At 66.9% G+C, this 15320-nt stretch carries 13 protein-coding genes; 4 read left to right on the forward strand and 9 right to left on the reverse strand.

The window, feature by feature from the left end; genetic code table 11:
- Nucleotides 1–181: 181 nt before the first annotated feature.
- The 3 genes from ABZ412_RS09095 to ABZ412_RS09105 all read right to left on the reverse strand — a co-directional run bounded on the left by ABZ412_RS09095 (nucleotide 182) and on the right by ABZ412_RS09105 (nucleotide 2403).
- Entirely contained in the window at nucleotides 182–448 is a 267-nt protein-coding gene (locus ABZ412_RS09095; RefSeq protein WP_357278285.1) for a hypothetical protein, read from the reverse strand.
- Between the two features lie 340 nt (nucleotides 449–788).
- Nucleotides 789–1988: a lipid-transfer protein gene (locus ABZ412_RS09100; protein WP_357278287.1), complete on the reverse strand. Its 1200-nt coding sequence runs from the start codon at nucleotides 1986–1988 to the stop codon at nucleotides 789–791.
- Nucleotides 1981–2403: an OB-fold domain-containing protein gene (locus ABZ412_RS09105; protein WP_357098208.1), complete on the reverse strand. Its 423-nt coding sequence runs from the start codon at nucleotides 2401–2403 to the stop codon at nucleotides 1981–1983. Before ABZ412_RS09105 ends, ABZ412_RS09100 begins: the two co-directional genes overlap by 8 nt.
- Nucleotides 2404–2533: 130 nt before the next feature.
- On the opposite strand from ABZ412_RS09105, the gene ABZ412_RS09110 reads away from it, so the two are divergent.
- Entirely contained in the window at nucleotides 2534–3295 is a 762-nt protein-coding gene (locus ABZ412_RS09110) for a GTP-binding protein (protein WP_357278290.1), read from the forward strand.
- A 6-nt stretch (nucleotides 3296–3301) separates the two neighbouring features.
- Here ABZ412_RS09110 and ABZ412_RS09115 read toward each other — a convergent pair whose 3' ends face one another.
- A complete protein-coding gene (locus tag ABZ412_RS09115) occupies nucleotides 3302–6853 on the reverse strand; it encodes a P-loop NTPase fold protein (protein ID WP_357278293.1) in 3552 nt (1183 codons plus the stop codon).
- A gap of 378 nt (nucleotides 6854–7231) precedes the next feature.
- Between ABZ412_RS09115 and ABZ412_RS09120 the strand changes: the two genes are divergently transcribed.
- Together ABZ412_RS09120 and ABZ412_RS09125 are read left to right on the forward strand one after the other, a co-directional pair.
- Nucleotides 7232–7840, forward strand: coding sequence for a cutinase family protein (locus tag ABZ412_RS09120; protein WP_357278295.1), 609 nt, complete (start codon nucleotides 7232–7234; stop codon nucleotides 7838–7840).
- A gap of 107 nt (nucleotides 7841–7947) precedes the next feature.
- Nucleotides 7948–9501, forward strand: a complete 1554-nt coding sequence (locus ABZ412_RS09125) for an acyl-CoA carboxylase subunit beta (RefSeq protein ID WP_357278297.1) — start codon at nucleotides 7948–7950, stop codon at nucleotides 9499–9501.
- Between the two features lie 15 nt (nucleotides 9502–9516).
- Here ABZ412_RS09125 and ABZ412_RS09130 read toward each other — a convergent pair whose 3' ends face one another.
- The 4 genes from ABZ412_RS09130 to ABZ412_RS09145 all read right to left on the reverse strand — a co-directional run bounded on the left by ABZ412_RS09130 (nucleotide 9517) and on the right by ABZ412_RS09145 (nucleotide 13724).
- On the reverse strand, nucleotides 9517–11556 hold the full coding sequence (locus tag ABZ412_RS09130) for a M3 family metallopeptidase (RefSeq protein ID WP_357278300.1): 2040 nt from the start codon (nucleotides 11554–11556) through the stop codon (nucleotides 9517–9519).
- A gap of 259 nt (nucleotides 11557–11815) precedes the next feature.
- Nucleotides 11816–12163, reverse strand: a complete 348-nt coding sequence (locus tag ABZ412_RS09135; RefSeq protein WP_357279005.1) for a thiocyanate hydrolase — start codon at nucleotides 12161–12163, stop codon at nucleotides 11816–11818.
- An 11-nt stretch (nucleotides 12164–12174) separates the two neighbouring features.
- Nucleotides 12175–12888 (reverse strand): thiocyanate hydrolase subunit gamma, encoded by a 714-nt coding sequence (gene scnC / locus ABZ412_RS09140; protein WP_357278302.1) that lies wholly within the window; start codon nucleotides 12886–12888, stop codon nucleotides 12175–12177.
- Complete coding sequence (locus tag ABZ412_RS09145) at nucleotides 12885–13724, reverse strand: SH3-like domain-containing protein (RefSeq protein WP_357278305.1); 840 nt, start codon at nucleotides 13722–13724, stop codon at nucleotides 12885–12887. Before ABZ412_RS09145 ends, scnC begins: the two co-directional genes overlap by 4 nt.
- Before the next feature lie 304 nt (nucleotides 13725–14028).
- Between ABZ412_RS09145 and ABZ412_RS09150 the strand changes: the two genes are divergently transcribed.
- Nucleotides 14029–14451, forward strand: a complete 423-nt coding sequence (locus ABZ412_RS09150; RefSeq protein WP_357278307.1) for a VOC family protein — start codon at nucleotides 14029–14031, stop codon at nucleotides 14449–14451.
- Nucleotides 14452–14643: 192 nt separating this feature from the next.
- Here the strand turns inward: ABZ412_RS09150 and ABZ412_RS09155 are convergent, their stop codons facing one another.
- Nucleotides 14644–15255: a hypothetical protein gene (locus tag ABZ412_RS09155; protein ID WP_357278309.1), complete on the reverse strand. Its 612-nt coding sequence runs from the start codon at nucleotides 15253–15255 to the stop codon at nucleotides 14644–14646.
- Nucleotides 15256–15320: the final 65 nt, after the last annotated feature.

The following is a 15320-nucleotide window of genomic DNA, read 5'->3' on the forward strand; positions in this document are numbered from 1 at the left end:
AAGTCCTCGGGGTTTCCTCGATCTGCACGTGCTGTCGACTCTATCCAGCCCCGAAGTCGCACAATCCTCGGCTACCCGCATGTGAGATCCACGTCGCCCTCACGAGGGGAACGGTCGCCGTGACGCACGACGGCGGTCGCGGGGCCAGAACCGCCCTGCGACCGCCGTCGCGACTCCGACGCTAGTGCGAGGAGATGCCCGCCGAGAGGGTGCTGAGGACACCGTCCGCGTACCCGCCGCCGAACGCGCTGCCCAGGCTCGCGCCCAGCGCGGTCAGGCCCACCGACCCGGTGCCCACCGCGTTGCCGAGCTCCGAGGCCGAACCGGACGTGACGGGCAGGTCCACGGGGGCGGCCGGGGTCAGCGGAATCCCGTCCGCCGCAGCCGTTCCGATGCCGGCCCCGAGCAGCGCCGCCGACGCGATGCCCACAAGAATCGTTCGTTTCATAAACTGTCCCTCTTATCCAGGTTGTCGGAGCGGGACGCGGTCGTCCCACTCCGCGGGCCAGAGCATATGAAATATCGCTAATTCACATGAGTGTTTTGGACCGTTTGGTATCCCAGCCACAGTCGATCCCGGACCGCGGTTGTGAATAGTCCCGATTAGCGAATAAATCGCCGGGAAGCACTGGGGCGACACGATTTCCGTGAACCGAAGGGTTGTCGGTATGAAAACCCGACGCGGGATCTTTGCCGATGGCAACCGGCACGACCCCGGGCACGAAAAAACCCGGGCCTGGGCCCGGGTTTTTCGGAGTGGACTCGAACTCAGCGCGTCACGAGGGTCCTCAGCGCGTCACGATGGTCGCCGAACCGTGGCCGAACAGGCCCTGGTTCACCGCGATGCCGGCGCGGGCGTTCTCCACCTGACGGCCGTCGGCCTGCCCGCGCAACTGCCAGGTGAGCTCGCAGATCTGCGCGATGGCCTGGGCGGGGATGGCCTCGCCGAAGCAGGCCAGACCGCCGGAGGGGTTGACCGGGACGCGACCACCCAATGTGGTTGCGCCGCTGCGCAGCAGCGCCTCCGCGCCACCGACCTCGCACAGGCCGATGTCCTCGTACCAGTCCAGCTCCAGGGCGGTGGACAGGTCGTAGACCTCGGCCATCGACAGGTCCTCGGGGCCGATACCGGCCTCCTCGTACGCGGCGTGCGCGAGGGAGGACCGGAAGGTGTGCGGCGGCGGCTCGACGGCCAGGGCCGAGTCGGTCGCGAAGTCCGGCAGGTCGAGCACGGTCTTCGGGAAGACCGGGGTGACCGTCGACAGGGCGCTGATCCGGACCGGGTCGGCGATGCCGTGCTTGCGCGCGTAGTCCATCGAGGTGAGGACCAGGGCCGCGCCGCCGTCACTGGTGGCGCAGATGTCCAGCAGCCGTAGCGGATCCGAGACGATGGCCGAGGCGGCGATCTCCTCGACCGACACCTCCTTGCGGTAGCGCGCGTACGGGTTGTTCAGGCCATGGCGGGCGTTCTTCACCTTGACCGCGGCGAAGTCGTCGAGCGTGGCGCCGTGCAAGGCCATGCGGCGGCGGGCGTACAGCGCGAAGTAGATCGGGTTGGTCGCGCCGAGCAGGTGGAAGCGCAGCCAGTCCGGGTCGTCGCGGCGTTCGCCACCGACCGGCTGGAAGAAGCCCTTCGGGGTGGTGTCGGCGCCGATCACCAGCGCCACATCGGTGAGCCCGGCCAGGATCTGGGCGCGCGCGTTGGCGATGGCCTGCGCACCGGAGGCGCACGCGGCGTAGCTGCTCGAGATGCGCGCACCGGACCAGCCCAGCGCCTGGGCGAAGGTCGCGCCGGCGACGAAGCCCGGGTAGCCGTTGCGGATGGTGTCCGCGCCGGCGATGTAGCCGACGTCCTCGTGCTTGATTCCGGCGTCGGCGAGCGCGGCGCGGGCGGCGACCAGTCCGTATTCGACGAAGTTGCGTCCCCATTTGCCCCACGGGTGCATGCCCGCGCCGAGGACGGCGATATCGCGATTCGTGTCAGTCATTGACCGGCCTCCACTTCCACACCGTGTGCTCCGCCTCGTCGTCCTCGTACAGGGTGCCGATGGCGAGTTCGACGGGCATGCCCACGGCCAGGTCGTCGACGGTGAACCCGCGCACCACCTGTCCGAGAATGACCATCTTCTCGACCTCGAGCTCGACCGCCGCGATCACGTACGGTTCGAACGGGTCACCCGAGACGTACGGGGCGGGCGGCTTGTACCGGGCATCCGCGTACGACCAGATCCGGCCACGGGTGGAGAACAGGTAGTCCTCCAGCTCGGAGCCGTCTTTCGGGCCCGCGCACCGGGGGTTCCGGCAGGCGAGGGTGTTCTTCGGGAAATACGGTGTGCCGCACTCCTTGCAGCGGCTGCCGCGCAGCCGCGCCACACCGTCATCCGCAGTGAACCAGTCGGCCACGGCGGGGCGTTGTTCTTTCTGCACAAGCCCGACGGTATAGGAACACGTTCTACTTTGGGGGCGAATTCCCCACGCGCGATCCACCCCCGGAGGTACGGTGAACCCTCGGATTGAGGAGTAACCCACCGCGATGGCCACCAAAGCTATTGACCCGCAGTCGATCCGCAACGTGACGCTCATCGGCGACCCCGCCGACACCACCCGACTGCTGCACCGCCTGCACGGCTCCGCCCACCCCGGCCCCGAGCTGCGCTGGTCCGCCGACCGAGCCGATCACACGATCCGCCTGTCCGAGGTCTCCAGCCACGCCCCCATCCCGATCCTGCAACGCGCCATCCGCGTCGCCGACAGCGTCATCGCGGTCGTGAACGCCGCCGAAACCAACGCGCCCCGCCTGGAGACGATCCTCCAGATCGCCGACGACCACCAGGTCGCGCGCCTCTGCCTCGTCACCTCCCTCGACCACGCCGCCGCCAACTTCCCCCGCTGCCTCCGCACCATCGCCGACACCCGCGGCGCCATCCCGCTGCCCCTGCAACTCCCGCTGGGCGCCGGCCCCACCTTCGAAGGCGTCATCGACCTCCTCCCCCTCTGGGCCCTGGAACCCCTGGCCGCCGAAATCTACGGCCCCCATTGGAAGTCCGCCGAACACGGCTACCGCGCCCTGATCCGTACCCTCACCGAGGACACCGAGAACTCGACCCCCGCCGAACTCACCCTCGACCACCTGCACCACCGCATCCGCTCCCTCACCCGCCTCGGCGACGTGGTCCCCATCCTGTGCAGCGCCACCCCCCGAAGCAACGACACCGCCCCGCTCCTCGACGCGATCGTGCGCTACCTTCCCTCCCCGCTCGACGTCTGCCAACCGGAGCACGCGCTCGATTACTGATCCGGGTCACATCAGGCGGTGCGCCAGATCAGCGACCGCCTTGCCGTCGTAAGCCTCCAAGAGGCCGCGCAGGTTGGCGAGGGCTTTCCGATGCCGCTCCGGATCGATGCCGAGTCGCCTGACACCCTGCTGCCAGGCTTCGTCGTCATCGACGGCCTCGGCCAGGATCCGCAGGCCGTGCTGCTCGGCGTCGTGCCGGTTCAGAAATGGTTGCAGCGCAGGCCATCGGGCGATGATCTCGGCGAGCACCACGAGATGCCGGGCTCGATCGATGCGCGCCGCCGGATCGTCGATCGGGTCGCCCGCCGACAACACCCGCTCGTATAGCTGCCAGATATTGATGAGCCGCTTGGCTTCTCGAATCGATCGATCGGGCTGGGCAGCCAGGCGCTCGACCAGAAGACCGCGAACCCGGGGATGCTTTTCCATCAGCCGCCACGGCACCGTCTGAACGATCGTCCGGCCCGTGAACAAGGCGCGGGCCGGGGACGTGGATCGGGCCGGGGCGGAGGCGGAGGCGGATTGCGCCACGACCGGCTGCGGACTCTCACTCGTGGGTACCGCGGGTGTTCCGACCAGGGTTGCTTCGACCGAATTGAACTGTACTGCGAGGATCGCACCGACTTCACCGGTCGCCCGATCGACGAAGCTCGAAATCGCCTGGCTGGAAATCCTCGGCACGGTGACCGGCAGTTGTACCAGTTTCCGTAGGAACGCCCACCCGATGCTCGGGTCATCGCTCTGCGGTGCGATCCGATGGCTGCCGACCGTTTCGTATGCGCTGTCCAAATGTGCGGCGACCACCGCCGGGTCCACCCCGATCACGAACCGGGCGTGGTATCCACCCGACGTCAAGCCGGTCAGGAACAGATTCACCGCCTCGAAGACCTCGGAAATCGTTGCCGCCCTGCACCGATCCAGATCATCGATGAATACGATCAGGCTGTACCCGGCCGCAGTGACGTCCGCCATCATTTCACTGACATCGTGCTGATGCAGATACAACGAACCCTGCGCGGCCTGCCGCAGCGGATCGATCGGCCCGGCTTCCCCCGGCTCCACTGCCGTCGGAACCGACAGACCCGACATACTCACCGGCCCCGAAAACACGTCGTACGGCAAATAACCGACCGCCCACCCCCGGAAATACCGATACGCCGAATGCACCGCCCCCGCGAGCAATAACACCACCGCGGGCGTTACCGCCAGCACCGCCGCCACCGCAGAGTCCAGCAATCGGAACGACCGCCCCAGCTGCCCGATCGCCAAGGCCAAGGGCAATGCCACCGTCACCAGCGCCACACCCCACAGCGGCGAGACGATCCGCCGCCGCAGAGTCCGATACAACGCGTAGCGATCCAGCCGCACGATATTGTGCGCGAACCAATACCGTTCCCGCTCAGCCTCACTCGGATACAACGCGGGCTCAACCGCCTCCACGATCGCCTCGGTCAACCCCGCCCAGATCTGTTCACCGGACTGATGAGCCCACGGATTGAACCAAGCCGTCACCACGCCGCGCCGCAGCGTAGCCGCCCGCCCCGGCCCGGGTGGTGCCGGACGCTTCAACAGCTTCATCGCACCGTGTACGGTCAGCCGCCGTGTCCGAACCCCGTCGCGCGCGGCGTGATCCGAGCCCGCGCTGACCTTCTGCCGCACCAATTCCATCAAAGTGCTCTTGCCGCAACCCCAAGGGCCTTCGATCGTCACGATGGCGGGTCCGGCCGTATCGTTCTCGACGGACCCGATAGGCGGACTCACCTGATCCGCGATCGCGTTGACGAGGACCGTGCGATCGAGCAGGTCCTGCTGCGCGGGAGAGTCCGAGAGCCCCCAGATTCCGACCGCGCCGACCTCCACGGTCCGCAGTTCGATCCCGCGCTCGGGATCCCACATCTTGACGGTGCCGTCGTCGCCCGCCGAGGCCAGGCGCACCGATCCGTCGACGGTCTCCCAACTGGTCATGGTCCGCAGGCCTGCACGGTGGTTGGTCAGCGCCGCACCGATGGCGCGTGCGGCCGCGGGGTCCCAGACGCGAATTCCGTCGGAGCCCGCCGAGGCCAGCCTGGCGCGACCGTCCGGACGGACCCACGCGGTCAGTGCGCGAATCGTACCGATGTGCCCGCTGAGAACCGTCTCGGTGATCGGCGTGGAGTCGAGATCCCAGACGCGGATCATGCCGTCGTAGCCACCGAGAGCAATATGGGTACCCGCAGCGTCTTGCCAACTGCACAGTGAGTCCAGCCCGCGGGCCTGGTTGATCACTTCTTCTCGAATCAGCAGTCCGCTGTCCGGATCCCAGATCCGCACCGTACGATCCGCGATGGACACCATCGTCGTCGCTCCGTTCGCGGATTGCCAGCACCTCAGCACCATCACGCCGCCCGGATGCTGAATCGCCTCGCCCACCGAATCACCGGTGGCGAGATCCCACATCCGCACAACCGCCTCATCGCCGCCCGACGCGAGTCGCAACGTACCGTCGGGCTTGCGCCAGATCGCGAAGGCCGAGACCGAAGCGACGTGCGCCACGAACTCGGTACCGATCGGCGTGCAGGTCTCCGCGTCCCAGAATCGGACCCGACCGTCCAGAGTGCCTGAGCACAGACGTGTGCGGCCGTCCGGTTCTGACCATGTTGCGAGCGCCCAGATTCCGGGCCCGCGGTGTTCCGTTGAATCACAGAGCAGCCGACCGGAATCCGGGTCCCATACGCGAATGACACCGTCTGCACCCGCCGAAGCGAGCCGCGGCTGCCCGGCGGGGGTTTTCCAACTGACCACGCTCCACACCGAAGCCGTATGCCCGGTGGTGATTTCGTACGCAGCCGTGTCGCTGCCGATGTCCCAGCCACGGATCCGGCCGTCCGCCAGCCCGCTCGCAATTCGAATACCACCCTGCTGTGTCCGCCAGTGCGCCAACGCATTCACCGCCATCGGCGATCCGCGCAGTCGGACGCCGGTTTCCTTACCGGTGGCCACATCCCAGAGGGTGATGTATCCGCCCGAATCACCGGTCGCCAGCAGCCTGACTCCGTCCGCCCACGACGTCATCGCCCACAAGCCCCGGCCGACGTTGATCTGCACCGATGAGGAACCCGCTGTCGAGAGGTCCCAGATGTGCACGACACCGTTCTGACTACTGCCCGCGGCGAGGTACCGCGATCCCTCGGGCCCGGTCCACGTGCACAGGTCTTCGACGCCAGACCCGGAGTCGAGCGGCCCGCACACCAGCGACCCGTCCAGCGGATCCCACACCCGCACCGTCCCATCGTCGCCCGCGGACGCGACCAGCCATACCCCGTCCGCCACCTCCCAGCAGATCAGCTCCGCGACCGGCCCCGTATGCCCTTCGAACGGCTCTCCGATTCTCTTGCCGGTCAACGGATCCCAGATCCGTACCGTCGCGTCGTACCCACCGGTCGCGACCCGTACCCCCTCGGGCCCGGACCAGCACGCCAGCGACCGCACGCTGGTCAGGTGGTCGGTGTCGAACCGACCGATCAGGGCACCAGCATGCGGATCCCACACGCAGACAAACCCATCGGTGCCCGAAGACACCAGACGAACCCCCTCCCTCTCCCGCCAATACCCCAACGTGAACACCGCGTGGACGTGTCCGACGAGCGGCCGCCCCACCGACTCACCGCTCGCCCCGTCGAAGACCTTGACCGTCCCGTCGGATCCCGCTGACGCGAAATACGCAGTCCCGTCCCCTAGTTCCCACGCCAACAGGTCCTTGATCCCCCCGGGCTGCGCAGGCAACCACTGGTCCGAGTCCGCGCCACTCATCGCCGGCCCCCATCTGCCCCGCGACCGTTGTGCCCACCAGATTACCGATCCCCAACCCCTCCGGGGACCCCGAATTCACCACCAAACCGGTCGGATCATTTTTGCGTAAGCTGAAGTCGGATTCGCCGTGTACGAGGAAGTACGACTATGCGTAGAGCAACGGCGCTCCTCGCCGGACTGCTGATGACCATCCTCTTCCCCACCGCCCCCGCGATGATTCCCCAGGCTGGCGCGGACAGCTGTACCGGGACCTGGACGATCGGAATCGGTGGTGGCGACAGTGTCCAGTCGGCATTCGCCCCCTATACCGACCGGGTCATCACCTACAGTTCCGCCGCCCCGGCAGCGGCGCTCGACGAAGTCGACCGGCTCTTCTGGTCGCACCGTGCAGAATGCCCGGGCGACCATATTCGCTTGATTGGACACAGTCAGGGCGCGGCCATATTGCACGCGTGGATTACGGCGCACCCGAACGCCGCCAACACGAACGCCATTCTCCTGGCCGACCCCAAGCGTGCCCCTGGTCCCGGCGAAGGCGGGGTGTCCGCGACGCCCGGCAATTCGCTCGTCGGCTACCCCCTCTCCGGCGTGGACGATTGGTTCGGGAGCGTCCCGGTTCTCAGCGTCTGCAACCACGACGACCCGATCTGCGACACCGCGGCCGATTGGCAGGGTTACGCCGCGGGCGCCCACATCCGCTACGACTTCGACGTCCACGACTACGGCGACTGGGATTCCGGAGTCTGGTACCGGTAGCCGACGGGCTCCGACGGCCGTGCCGAGGAAAAGGTGGGCCCCCGTTTCGGGGCGATACCGATTAACCTCGCTGGCGCACAACGGTTCGGCTCAGAAGGTGGCACTAAGTGATCGGTACGCGGGCGAAGCTCGATGAACTGGCCAAGATCCTGGAGATCGCGGCGGAACCGGCGGGGGAAGCCGGGATCGTCAAACGGGAGAAGAAGGGAATTCCGAGCGTTCGGCAGCGGGTGCACATGCTGCTCGATCCCGGGACGTTCATCGAGACCGGGGCGCTGGCTCGCCAGCCGGGTCAAGCGGACGCACTGTACGGTGACGGGCTGGTGACCGGCCGCGGCCTGATCGGGGGCCGTCCGGTGGTGGTGATCTCGCATGATCAGACCGTGTACGGCGGGTCGGTCGGGGTGACGTCGGCGCAGAAGTTCATGCGGGCATTGCAATTCGCGTTCGACACCGCGTGCCCGGTGGTGACGATCAACGATTCCGGCGGTGCGCGCATCCAGGACGCGGTGGGTTCCATCGCCTCGTTCGGCGATATCTCCCGGGTGCTGGAGAAGCTGTCCGGCTATGTGCCGCAGGTGTCGATCATTCTGGGGAAATGCGCCGCCGGTTCGGTGTACGGGCCCATCAATACCGACGTGCTCATCGGCACCAAGGATTCCTACATGTTCGTCACCGGGCCGGACGTGATCAAAGCCGTCAATGGCGAGGACGTGAGCGCCGAAGAACTCGGCGGCGCGGAAGTGCAGGCCAAACGCGGCACCCTGCACCACGTCGCCGACACCGAGGACGAGGCCTACCGATGGGCCCGCGACTACCTGAGCTATATGCCGACCAGCTGCCTCGAGCAGCCGCCGATCGTGAATCCCGGCCTGGAGCCGGAGATTACGGCGCACGACCTGGAACTCGACACGATCATCCCGGATTCCGATCGCGCCGGTTACGACATGCACGAGATTCTGCTGCGCCTCTTCGACGACGGCGAATTCCATGAAATCCGTGCGGCATTCGCGCCGAATCTCATCACCGGATTCGCCCGCGTCGACGGCTATCCGGTCGGTGTGATCGCCAATCAGCCTCTGGTGCTGGGCGGTTCGATCGACGCGGCCTGCTCGGACAAGTCGACCTACTTCATCCGGCTGTGCGACGCGTTCAACATCCCGCTGGTGTTCGTCGCCGACACCCCGGGCGTGCTGCCGGGTCTCGCGGAGGAGGCGGCCGGCGTGATCATCCGCGGCGGTCGCACGCCCCGGGCGATCATCGAGGCCACCGTCCCGATCATCAACCTGGTGGTGCGCAAGTCCTACGGCGGCGCCTACGGCATGATGGCGGCCCGGCAGGTCGGCGCGGATATCAGCCTCGCGTGGCCGACCGCCCGCATCGCGGTGATCGGCGCCGACAGCGCGGTCGACCTGCTCGGCAAACGCCAGTTGGCGGCGATGCCGGAGGAACACCGCGCCGCCGCCCGCGAATTCATGGTCAACCAGTACAACGAGACGATCGCCACGCCGTGGATCGCCGCCGAACGCGGCTACATCGACGCGGTGATCGAACCGTCCCGGACCCGCCTGGAAATCCGCCACGCCCTCCGGCTGCTACGCGACAAGCCGAGGGTGAAGCCGGAATTCAACCCGCGCAAGCACGCCATCTACCCGATGTGAGCCGAGGCGGCCCGGTCAGGCGGTCAGTCCTCGCCGGGTCAGCAGGGGTTCGATGATCGGCGGGCGGCCTCGGAACGATTCGAAGGCCGCCATCGGGTCGACCGCGCCGCCGCGGGAGAGCAGTTCCCGGCGGAACGCCTCACCCTTGTCGCGGATGGACGCGGCCTCGTCCTCGAACCAGGTGACGGTGTCGGCGTCGAGCACCTCGCTCCAGATGTAGGAGTAGTAGCCGGCGCCGTAACCACCCGCGAAGATGTGCGAGAAGTAGGCGGTGCGGTAGCGCGGCGGGATCGCGGGCAGGGCGACGCCCGCCTTGCCGAGGGCTTCGGCCTCGAAGGCTTCGGCGTCGACGCCGTCGGTGGCCCCGGCGGGCAGGCGATGCCAGGCCCAGTCCAGCAGCGCGGCCGCCAGGTATTCGACCGTCCGGAAGCCTTCACCGAACTGGCCCGCCTCGAGCATGCGCTCGACCAGCTCGGCGGGCATCGGCTCCCCGGTCTCGACATGCTTGGCGTAGTTGGCCAGCACCTCCGGGCGCGACATCCACATCTCGTTCACCTGCGACGGGAACTCGACGAAATCGCGGGGCACCGCCGTCCCGGAGAAGAACGGGTACCGCACACTCGAGAACAGCCCGTGCAGCGCGTGACCGAACTCGTGGAACAGGGTGCGCACATTGTCCCAGGTGAGCAGGGCAGGTTCGCCCTCCGGCGGCTTCACGATATTGAGGTTGTTGACGACGACCGGGCGCGTGCCCAGCAGGGTCGACTGACCGACCAGGCTGTTCATCCACGCGCCGCCCCGCTTGGACGGGCGAGCGAAGAAGTCGCCGAGGAACAAACCCAGCCCGGAGCCGTCGGCGTCGAAGACCTCGAACACCCGGACTTCGGGGTGATAGCCGATCAGATCCGGGCGCTCCTGGAAGGTGACGCCGTACACCTCACCGGCCGCGAAGAAGACGCCGTCCCACAGCACACGTTCGAGCTCGAAATAGGGACGCAGCGCCTCGGCGTCGACCGAGAATTGTTCCGCGCGAATCCTTTCCGACCAGAACTGCCAATCCCAGGAGCGAAGCTCCTCGTCGTCGCCCGCCGCGCGCATGGCCGCGGTGAGTTCGCCCTGTTCCCGCTCGGCATTGGCCACCGCGGGCGGAACGAGCTGCGCCAGCATCTCTTCCACCGCGTCCACCGTCTTCGCGGTCTGATCCTCGACCACGTACGCCGCATGATCGGAGTACCCCAGTAGCGCTGCCCGCTCGGCCCGCAACGCCGCCATCCGCACCGCCAGCTCGGCATTACCCCCGTCGCCGAAACCGCGCCCCAGTGACGCCGCCATCATGCGTTCCCGCACGTCGCGGTCTGCCAGCTCGGCCAGCACCGGCTGGTTCGACACGTTCTGCAAACTCAACGCCCACGCCCCCGCGTGCCCGAGCGCCGCCGCGTTCTCGGCCGCGGCCGCCACCGCCGCGTCCGCGAGCCCCTCCACCTGTTCCGCGCGATCCAGAATCAGCGCCGCGGCGTTGGTGTTGGCCAGATTGTTCTTCTTGAACAGCGTCGACGCCGACGCGAGTTCGGCATTCAACTCCCGCAACCGGGCCTGCTGCCCCGCGTCCAGCCGCGCCCCCGCCCGCACGAACCGCAGCCGATATCGCTCCAGCAGCCGCACCTGCTCCGCATCCAGACCGAGCTCCTCCCGCCGCTCGTACAGTCCCTCGATCCGCTGGAAGAGCTTCCCGTCCAGCAGAATCGAGTCCTCGTGCGCCGCCAGCCGAGGCGACACCTCGGCCTCGATCGACTCGGTCCGCTCCGTCGAATCCGACGACGCCACATTGAAGAACACCCGCGACACCCGCCCCAGCAACTGCCCCGAGAGCTCCAGCGCCTCAACGGTATTCGCGAAGGTCACCGCCCCCTCCCCCGCCGTGATCCCCGCGACCTCGGCCAGCTGCTCCGCCATTCCCCGCTCGAACGCGGGCAGATAATGCTCGTCCCCGATCTCCGCGAACTCCGGAAGCTCATACGGCAGCACACTGCGCTCAAAGAAGGGATTCCTCGACATACGCGCCACCCTACGTACTCCCCACCCCCACCGCCCATCCGTAAGTAGTCGACCAGCAGAAATACCGGAAACTACGGATTCCTCCCCGGCCCCGACACCCCACTATCGATATCAGCAAGTACTTGGCAACACCGTCACCCCCATTCGGCGGAATCGCCCGACAGATCTCGCCGACGACGTCGAGATCAGGCTCGACGAAGCGCCGCAGTCGTCCGACCAACCGAATGGGGTTGTCACATCCTCAGCTCACCCTCCGTGGTCAGGCTTCCAGTCTGGCTCGGATGGTGGCGAGGCGTTCCTGGAGTTCGGATTCGTCGATGACGCCGCGGACCACCAGCGAGTGCGCCAAGGCGACGAGCTGGTTTTCCGGGTAGGGCAGGTCGGCGTAGATGGTCGACGACAAGGAGTCCTCTTCGTCGCGGCGCTCCTTGAAATCAGGGATATTCGCCGCGCAGGCGGCATTGTCCAGGGCGTCGCATATACCGTCCAGGCTGGTCTTCCAGGGCGGCACCGGGTTGCTGACCCCGTATTTCGCGGACATCCGCGGCCAGACCTGGTTTCGTTCCACAATGCTCCGCAGCGACGAGATTTCTTCCGTGCTCACGATTGCCCGCTCCCTCAGTCGACCGGATGGATGGCCGGACGCGTGTCGGTGATGACGTTGCTCGTCACGCCCACCTTCGGCAGCGCGACACCGATCAAGCAGTCGCGCGTGACGATGTCGGCGAGCTGGTCTTCGTCCCAGCCGTTGGTTCCCTCCGGCCGCATGGGCATTACCATGAACCGGTGCTTCTGGTTGGAGTCCTGCACTCGCACCGAAACACCCTCGGGCAGTTCGAGACCGAATTCCGACAGCACTTGGCGCGGCCAGCGGACCAGGCGCCGCCGGTAGTTGGGCGTGCGATACCACTCGGGGGAATTGCCGAGGATCGGCCGCGGATAGCACGAGCACAAGGCGCAGACGATCACGTTGTGCAGGGTCGGCGTGTCCTCGAGGATCTCGAATGCGGTGAAATCGCTGGGTGTTCCGAAGCCGGTGGGTTCCAGCCAGTCGACGCCGACTTCCCGGCTGGCGGTCATGGGTTCGGCGAGAGCGAGCGCTTTGAATTCGGGGTCGAGCCACGCCCGGGCCACCAGGTGCGCGGCCGGGGTGGGCCCGATCTGCTCGGCGAATTCGGTGAAGCGGCGGTGCTCCTCGGCCGTGAAGATGCCTTTCTCGATGCACAGTTCGCGTAGTGCGATCTCCAGGACTTCGAAGTCGGTTATCTCGTCGACCATCGGCGCGACCGTGCGCGCATGGTCATGGTCATGGTCGTGATCATGGCCGGTCATTCGATCCCTTTCAGCCAACGCTCGGGCAGCTCGGTTTGCAGGGTGTCGGTGCTCGTTCCGGTGTAGCCGTACCACAATTCGGAGAGATTGAACCGAACGACGTAGAACCACTCCGGTTTCGCGTCGGGCCGGTCCCAGGTTTCATCCTCGGCGGCCGGGCTTTCATAAGCGACAGAGGCGATTTCACCTGTGGCGCCGCGGACGTACTCCGGTGTCCGGGTGTAGAACAGCGCCGGCAGTTCGCGCACCATCACGGTATCGCCGACGCGGAACTTCGGTTCACCGGCACGCCCGGCGAACACCTGCGGATCACCCTTGCCAACCGCCTCGATGTGATGCCGGTTCCGTTCGACCCCTGAACCGTCCCCTTCGAACTTGGGGCGAGCCTCGATGGGCCTGCCGTTGAGACCACCCGCATAGCGGTCCTGGACCTCGACCATCCGCTCGCTCAACTCGGTGAGGCCGATGTGGTGCTTCTCGACCAGGACGCGCGCCACGGCCAGCAGCCAGCGAGCGTAATACGGAATCCCCAAGTAGATCGCGCGACCGACGTCGACATTGCCCATCCGGCGCCGCTCCTCCGACAGCCAGATCCCGCGCCAAGCGAGCACCTCGCACATCACATAGGTGTTGTGCTCCCACACCTCGTACTGCTTGTTCTCGTATTTCATCGGCGCATCCGGCTCACCGCCGACGTCATGCACCGTCTTCATATAGGCCGCCAAGTGCTCGTGATCCAGGAGATCGGGAGTCGGCGCGTCCGGAATTTCGGAATACGAAGATTTGAGTCGAGCGACCAAATCCAGCTGGGCTGCCCGTTCCGCTGCAGTGCTCATCACGGCTCCCTTCCTCGGCGGATAGCAAACCAAGGCAGATCCGGGCCGCACCACATCAGGTGTAGAAGGAGGTCAGAGCTGAGACACGAAGACCCAGGTGCGCTTCCGACCTGGACCTAGGGACATCATCCTACGCGGCTCGCTCCCCGCATACCGCGCTCGCTGCGGCCCCCAGGTCTCACGGACCTCCGCCGGCACCGGCCGCGCTTCGGGTCGGAGACACTGTCGGCCGCACCGATTACTTTCTTCGTGCGGCCCCGTCTGCACCCACGACCCCCGGTTACCGCGAGGAAGAAGGACAGCCATGACCACCGGAAAAGATCTCGTACTCACCCACGTCGCCGTACTGGTCGGCGATCAGCAGCAAGCCCTGGAGTTCTACCGCGACGTGATCGGCCTCGAGGTACGCCAGGACATGCCGTTCTTCGGCGACGTCCGCTGGCTCACCGTCGGCCCGGCCACCCAGCCCGGCATCGAGTTCCTGCTCGAAACCCCCACCATGAACCCGAACGAGGCTGCCGTCCAAGCCAATCGCGCCCGCCTGGAAAGCCGCGCCATGGGCACCCTGATCTTCGTCACCGAGGACGTGGACGCGACCTTCAAGCGACTCGAAGCCGCGGGCGTCCCGGTCGAGCAGCCGCTGATCGACCAGCCGTACGGCATGCGCGACTGCGGTTTCGCCGACCCCTGGGGCAACCACCTGCGCTTCTCCCAGCCGCAGGGCTGATCCGTTCGAGGACAACGGGACCCGCGCATTCCCTCCGCCCGGGTCCCGCTGCCGTCCGCTGCCGACTGGCATCGGCTGCGAGGGTCTGGGATTCACATGCTGATCAGGGCTGCGGATACAGCCCTGATCAGGTCATCTATCGGACTTCGTTGGCTTCCCGGCTAATTCGACCGAGCACCCTGATGCCCGTGACTAACCGCTGCCCGAGGCGGAGCCGCTGGGCAGGCGCGGGAATCGCATCGGGGAGTCGGGGATTCCGGCGGCGTTGGTGCCCGCGCCGTCCTTGGCGTACCTGCTCTGGCCCGGTGGGGCGGTCAGGGTGTTGAGGTAGTCCAATCCGCTCGACCAGCCTCCGGCCAGTCCGGCCAGGACCGTGCCCGCGAGTCCGCCGGCACCGGCGAATACACCGATGATCGGCAATCCGGTTACCAGGCAGCCCACCGCGAGAACGGCGCACGTCGCCACCGCGAGTACCGCGCCGACGATGGCTCCGGCCGCCGCGCCCGCGAGCGGGCCCAGTGCCAGTGCCACACCGAAATTGCCCAGACTCTCGTTGGCGGCGAGCTGATTCTCCAGCGGAGACGCGATCGGCTGCGCGCTGGCCAGATCCGGGGCGAGATCCAGGGTTCGACCGCCCGCGGCGATGTCGTGCCGGATGTCGTATCGGATTCCGTTGAGGGCGAAGGCAAGTGGCAGCTGGGTGACGATCTGTCCGGCATCGTCGGAGACGATGATGGATCCGCCATCGGCAGCCGGTGTGAAGGTGCCCGCGTCGATCGTGGTGACGACCTGCTTGTCGGACACCTCGCTCCGGTACCCGACGGCTGGGTTCGCGGGGTCGGCCGATGCCGGTTGCATGGCCGCCGTTG

Source organism: Nocardia sp. NPDC005746 (assembly GCF_040630785.1).
Classification (GTDB): Bacteria; Actinomycetota; Actinomycetes; order Mycobacteriales; family Mycobacteriaceae; genus Nocardia.

Coding starts and splice junctions, on each gene's coding strand:
- ABZ412_RS09095 (WP_357278285.1), bottom strand. CDS start 448: ATGAAACGAACGATTCTTGTGGGCATCGCGTCGGCGGCGCTGCTCGGG.
- ABZ412_RS09100 (WP_357278287.1), bottom strand. CDS start 1,988: ATGACTGACACGAATCGCGATATCGCCGTCCTCGGCGCGGGCATGCAC.
- ABZ412_RS09110 (WP_357278290.1), top strand. CDS start 2,534: ATGGCCACCAAAGCTATTGACCCGCAGTCGATCCGCAACGTGACGCTC.
- ABZ412_RS09120 (WP_357278295.1), top strand. CDS start 7,232: ATGCGTAGAGCAACGGCGCTCCTCGCCGGACTGCTGATGACCATCCTC.
- ABZ412_RS09130 (WP_357278300.1), bottom strand. CDS start 11,556: ATGTCGAGGAATCCCTTCTTTGAGCGCAGTGTGCTGCCGTATGAGCTT.
- scnC (WP_357278302.1), bottom strand. CDS start 12,888: ATGACCGGCCATGATCACGACCATGACCATGACCATGCGCGCACGGTC.
- ABZ412_RS09145 (WP_357278305.1), bottom strand. CDS start 13,724: ATGAGCACTGCAGCGGAACGGGCAGCCCAGCTGGATTTGGTCGCTCGA.
- ABZ412_RS09150 (WP_357278307.1), top strand. CDS start 14,029: ATGACCACCGGAAAAGATCTCGTACTCACCCACGTCGCCGTACTGGTC.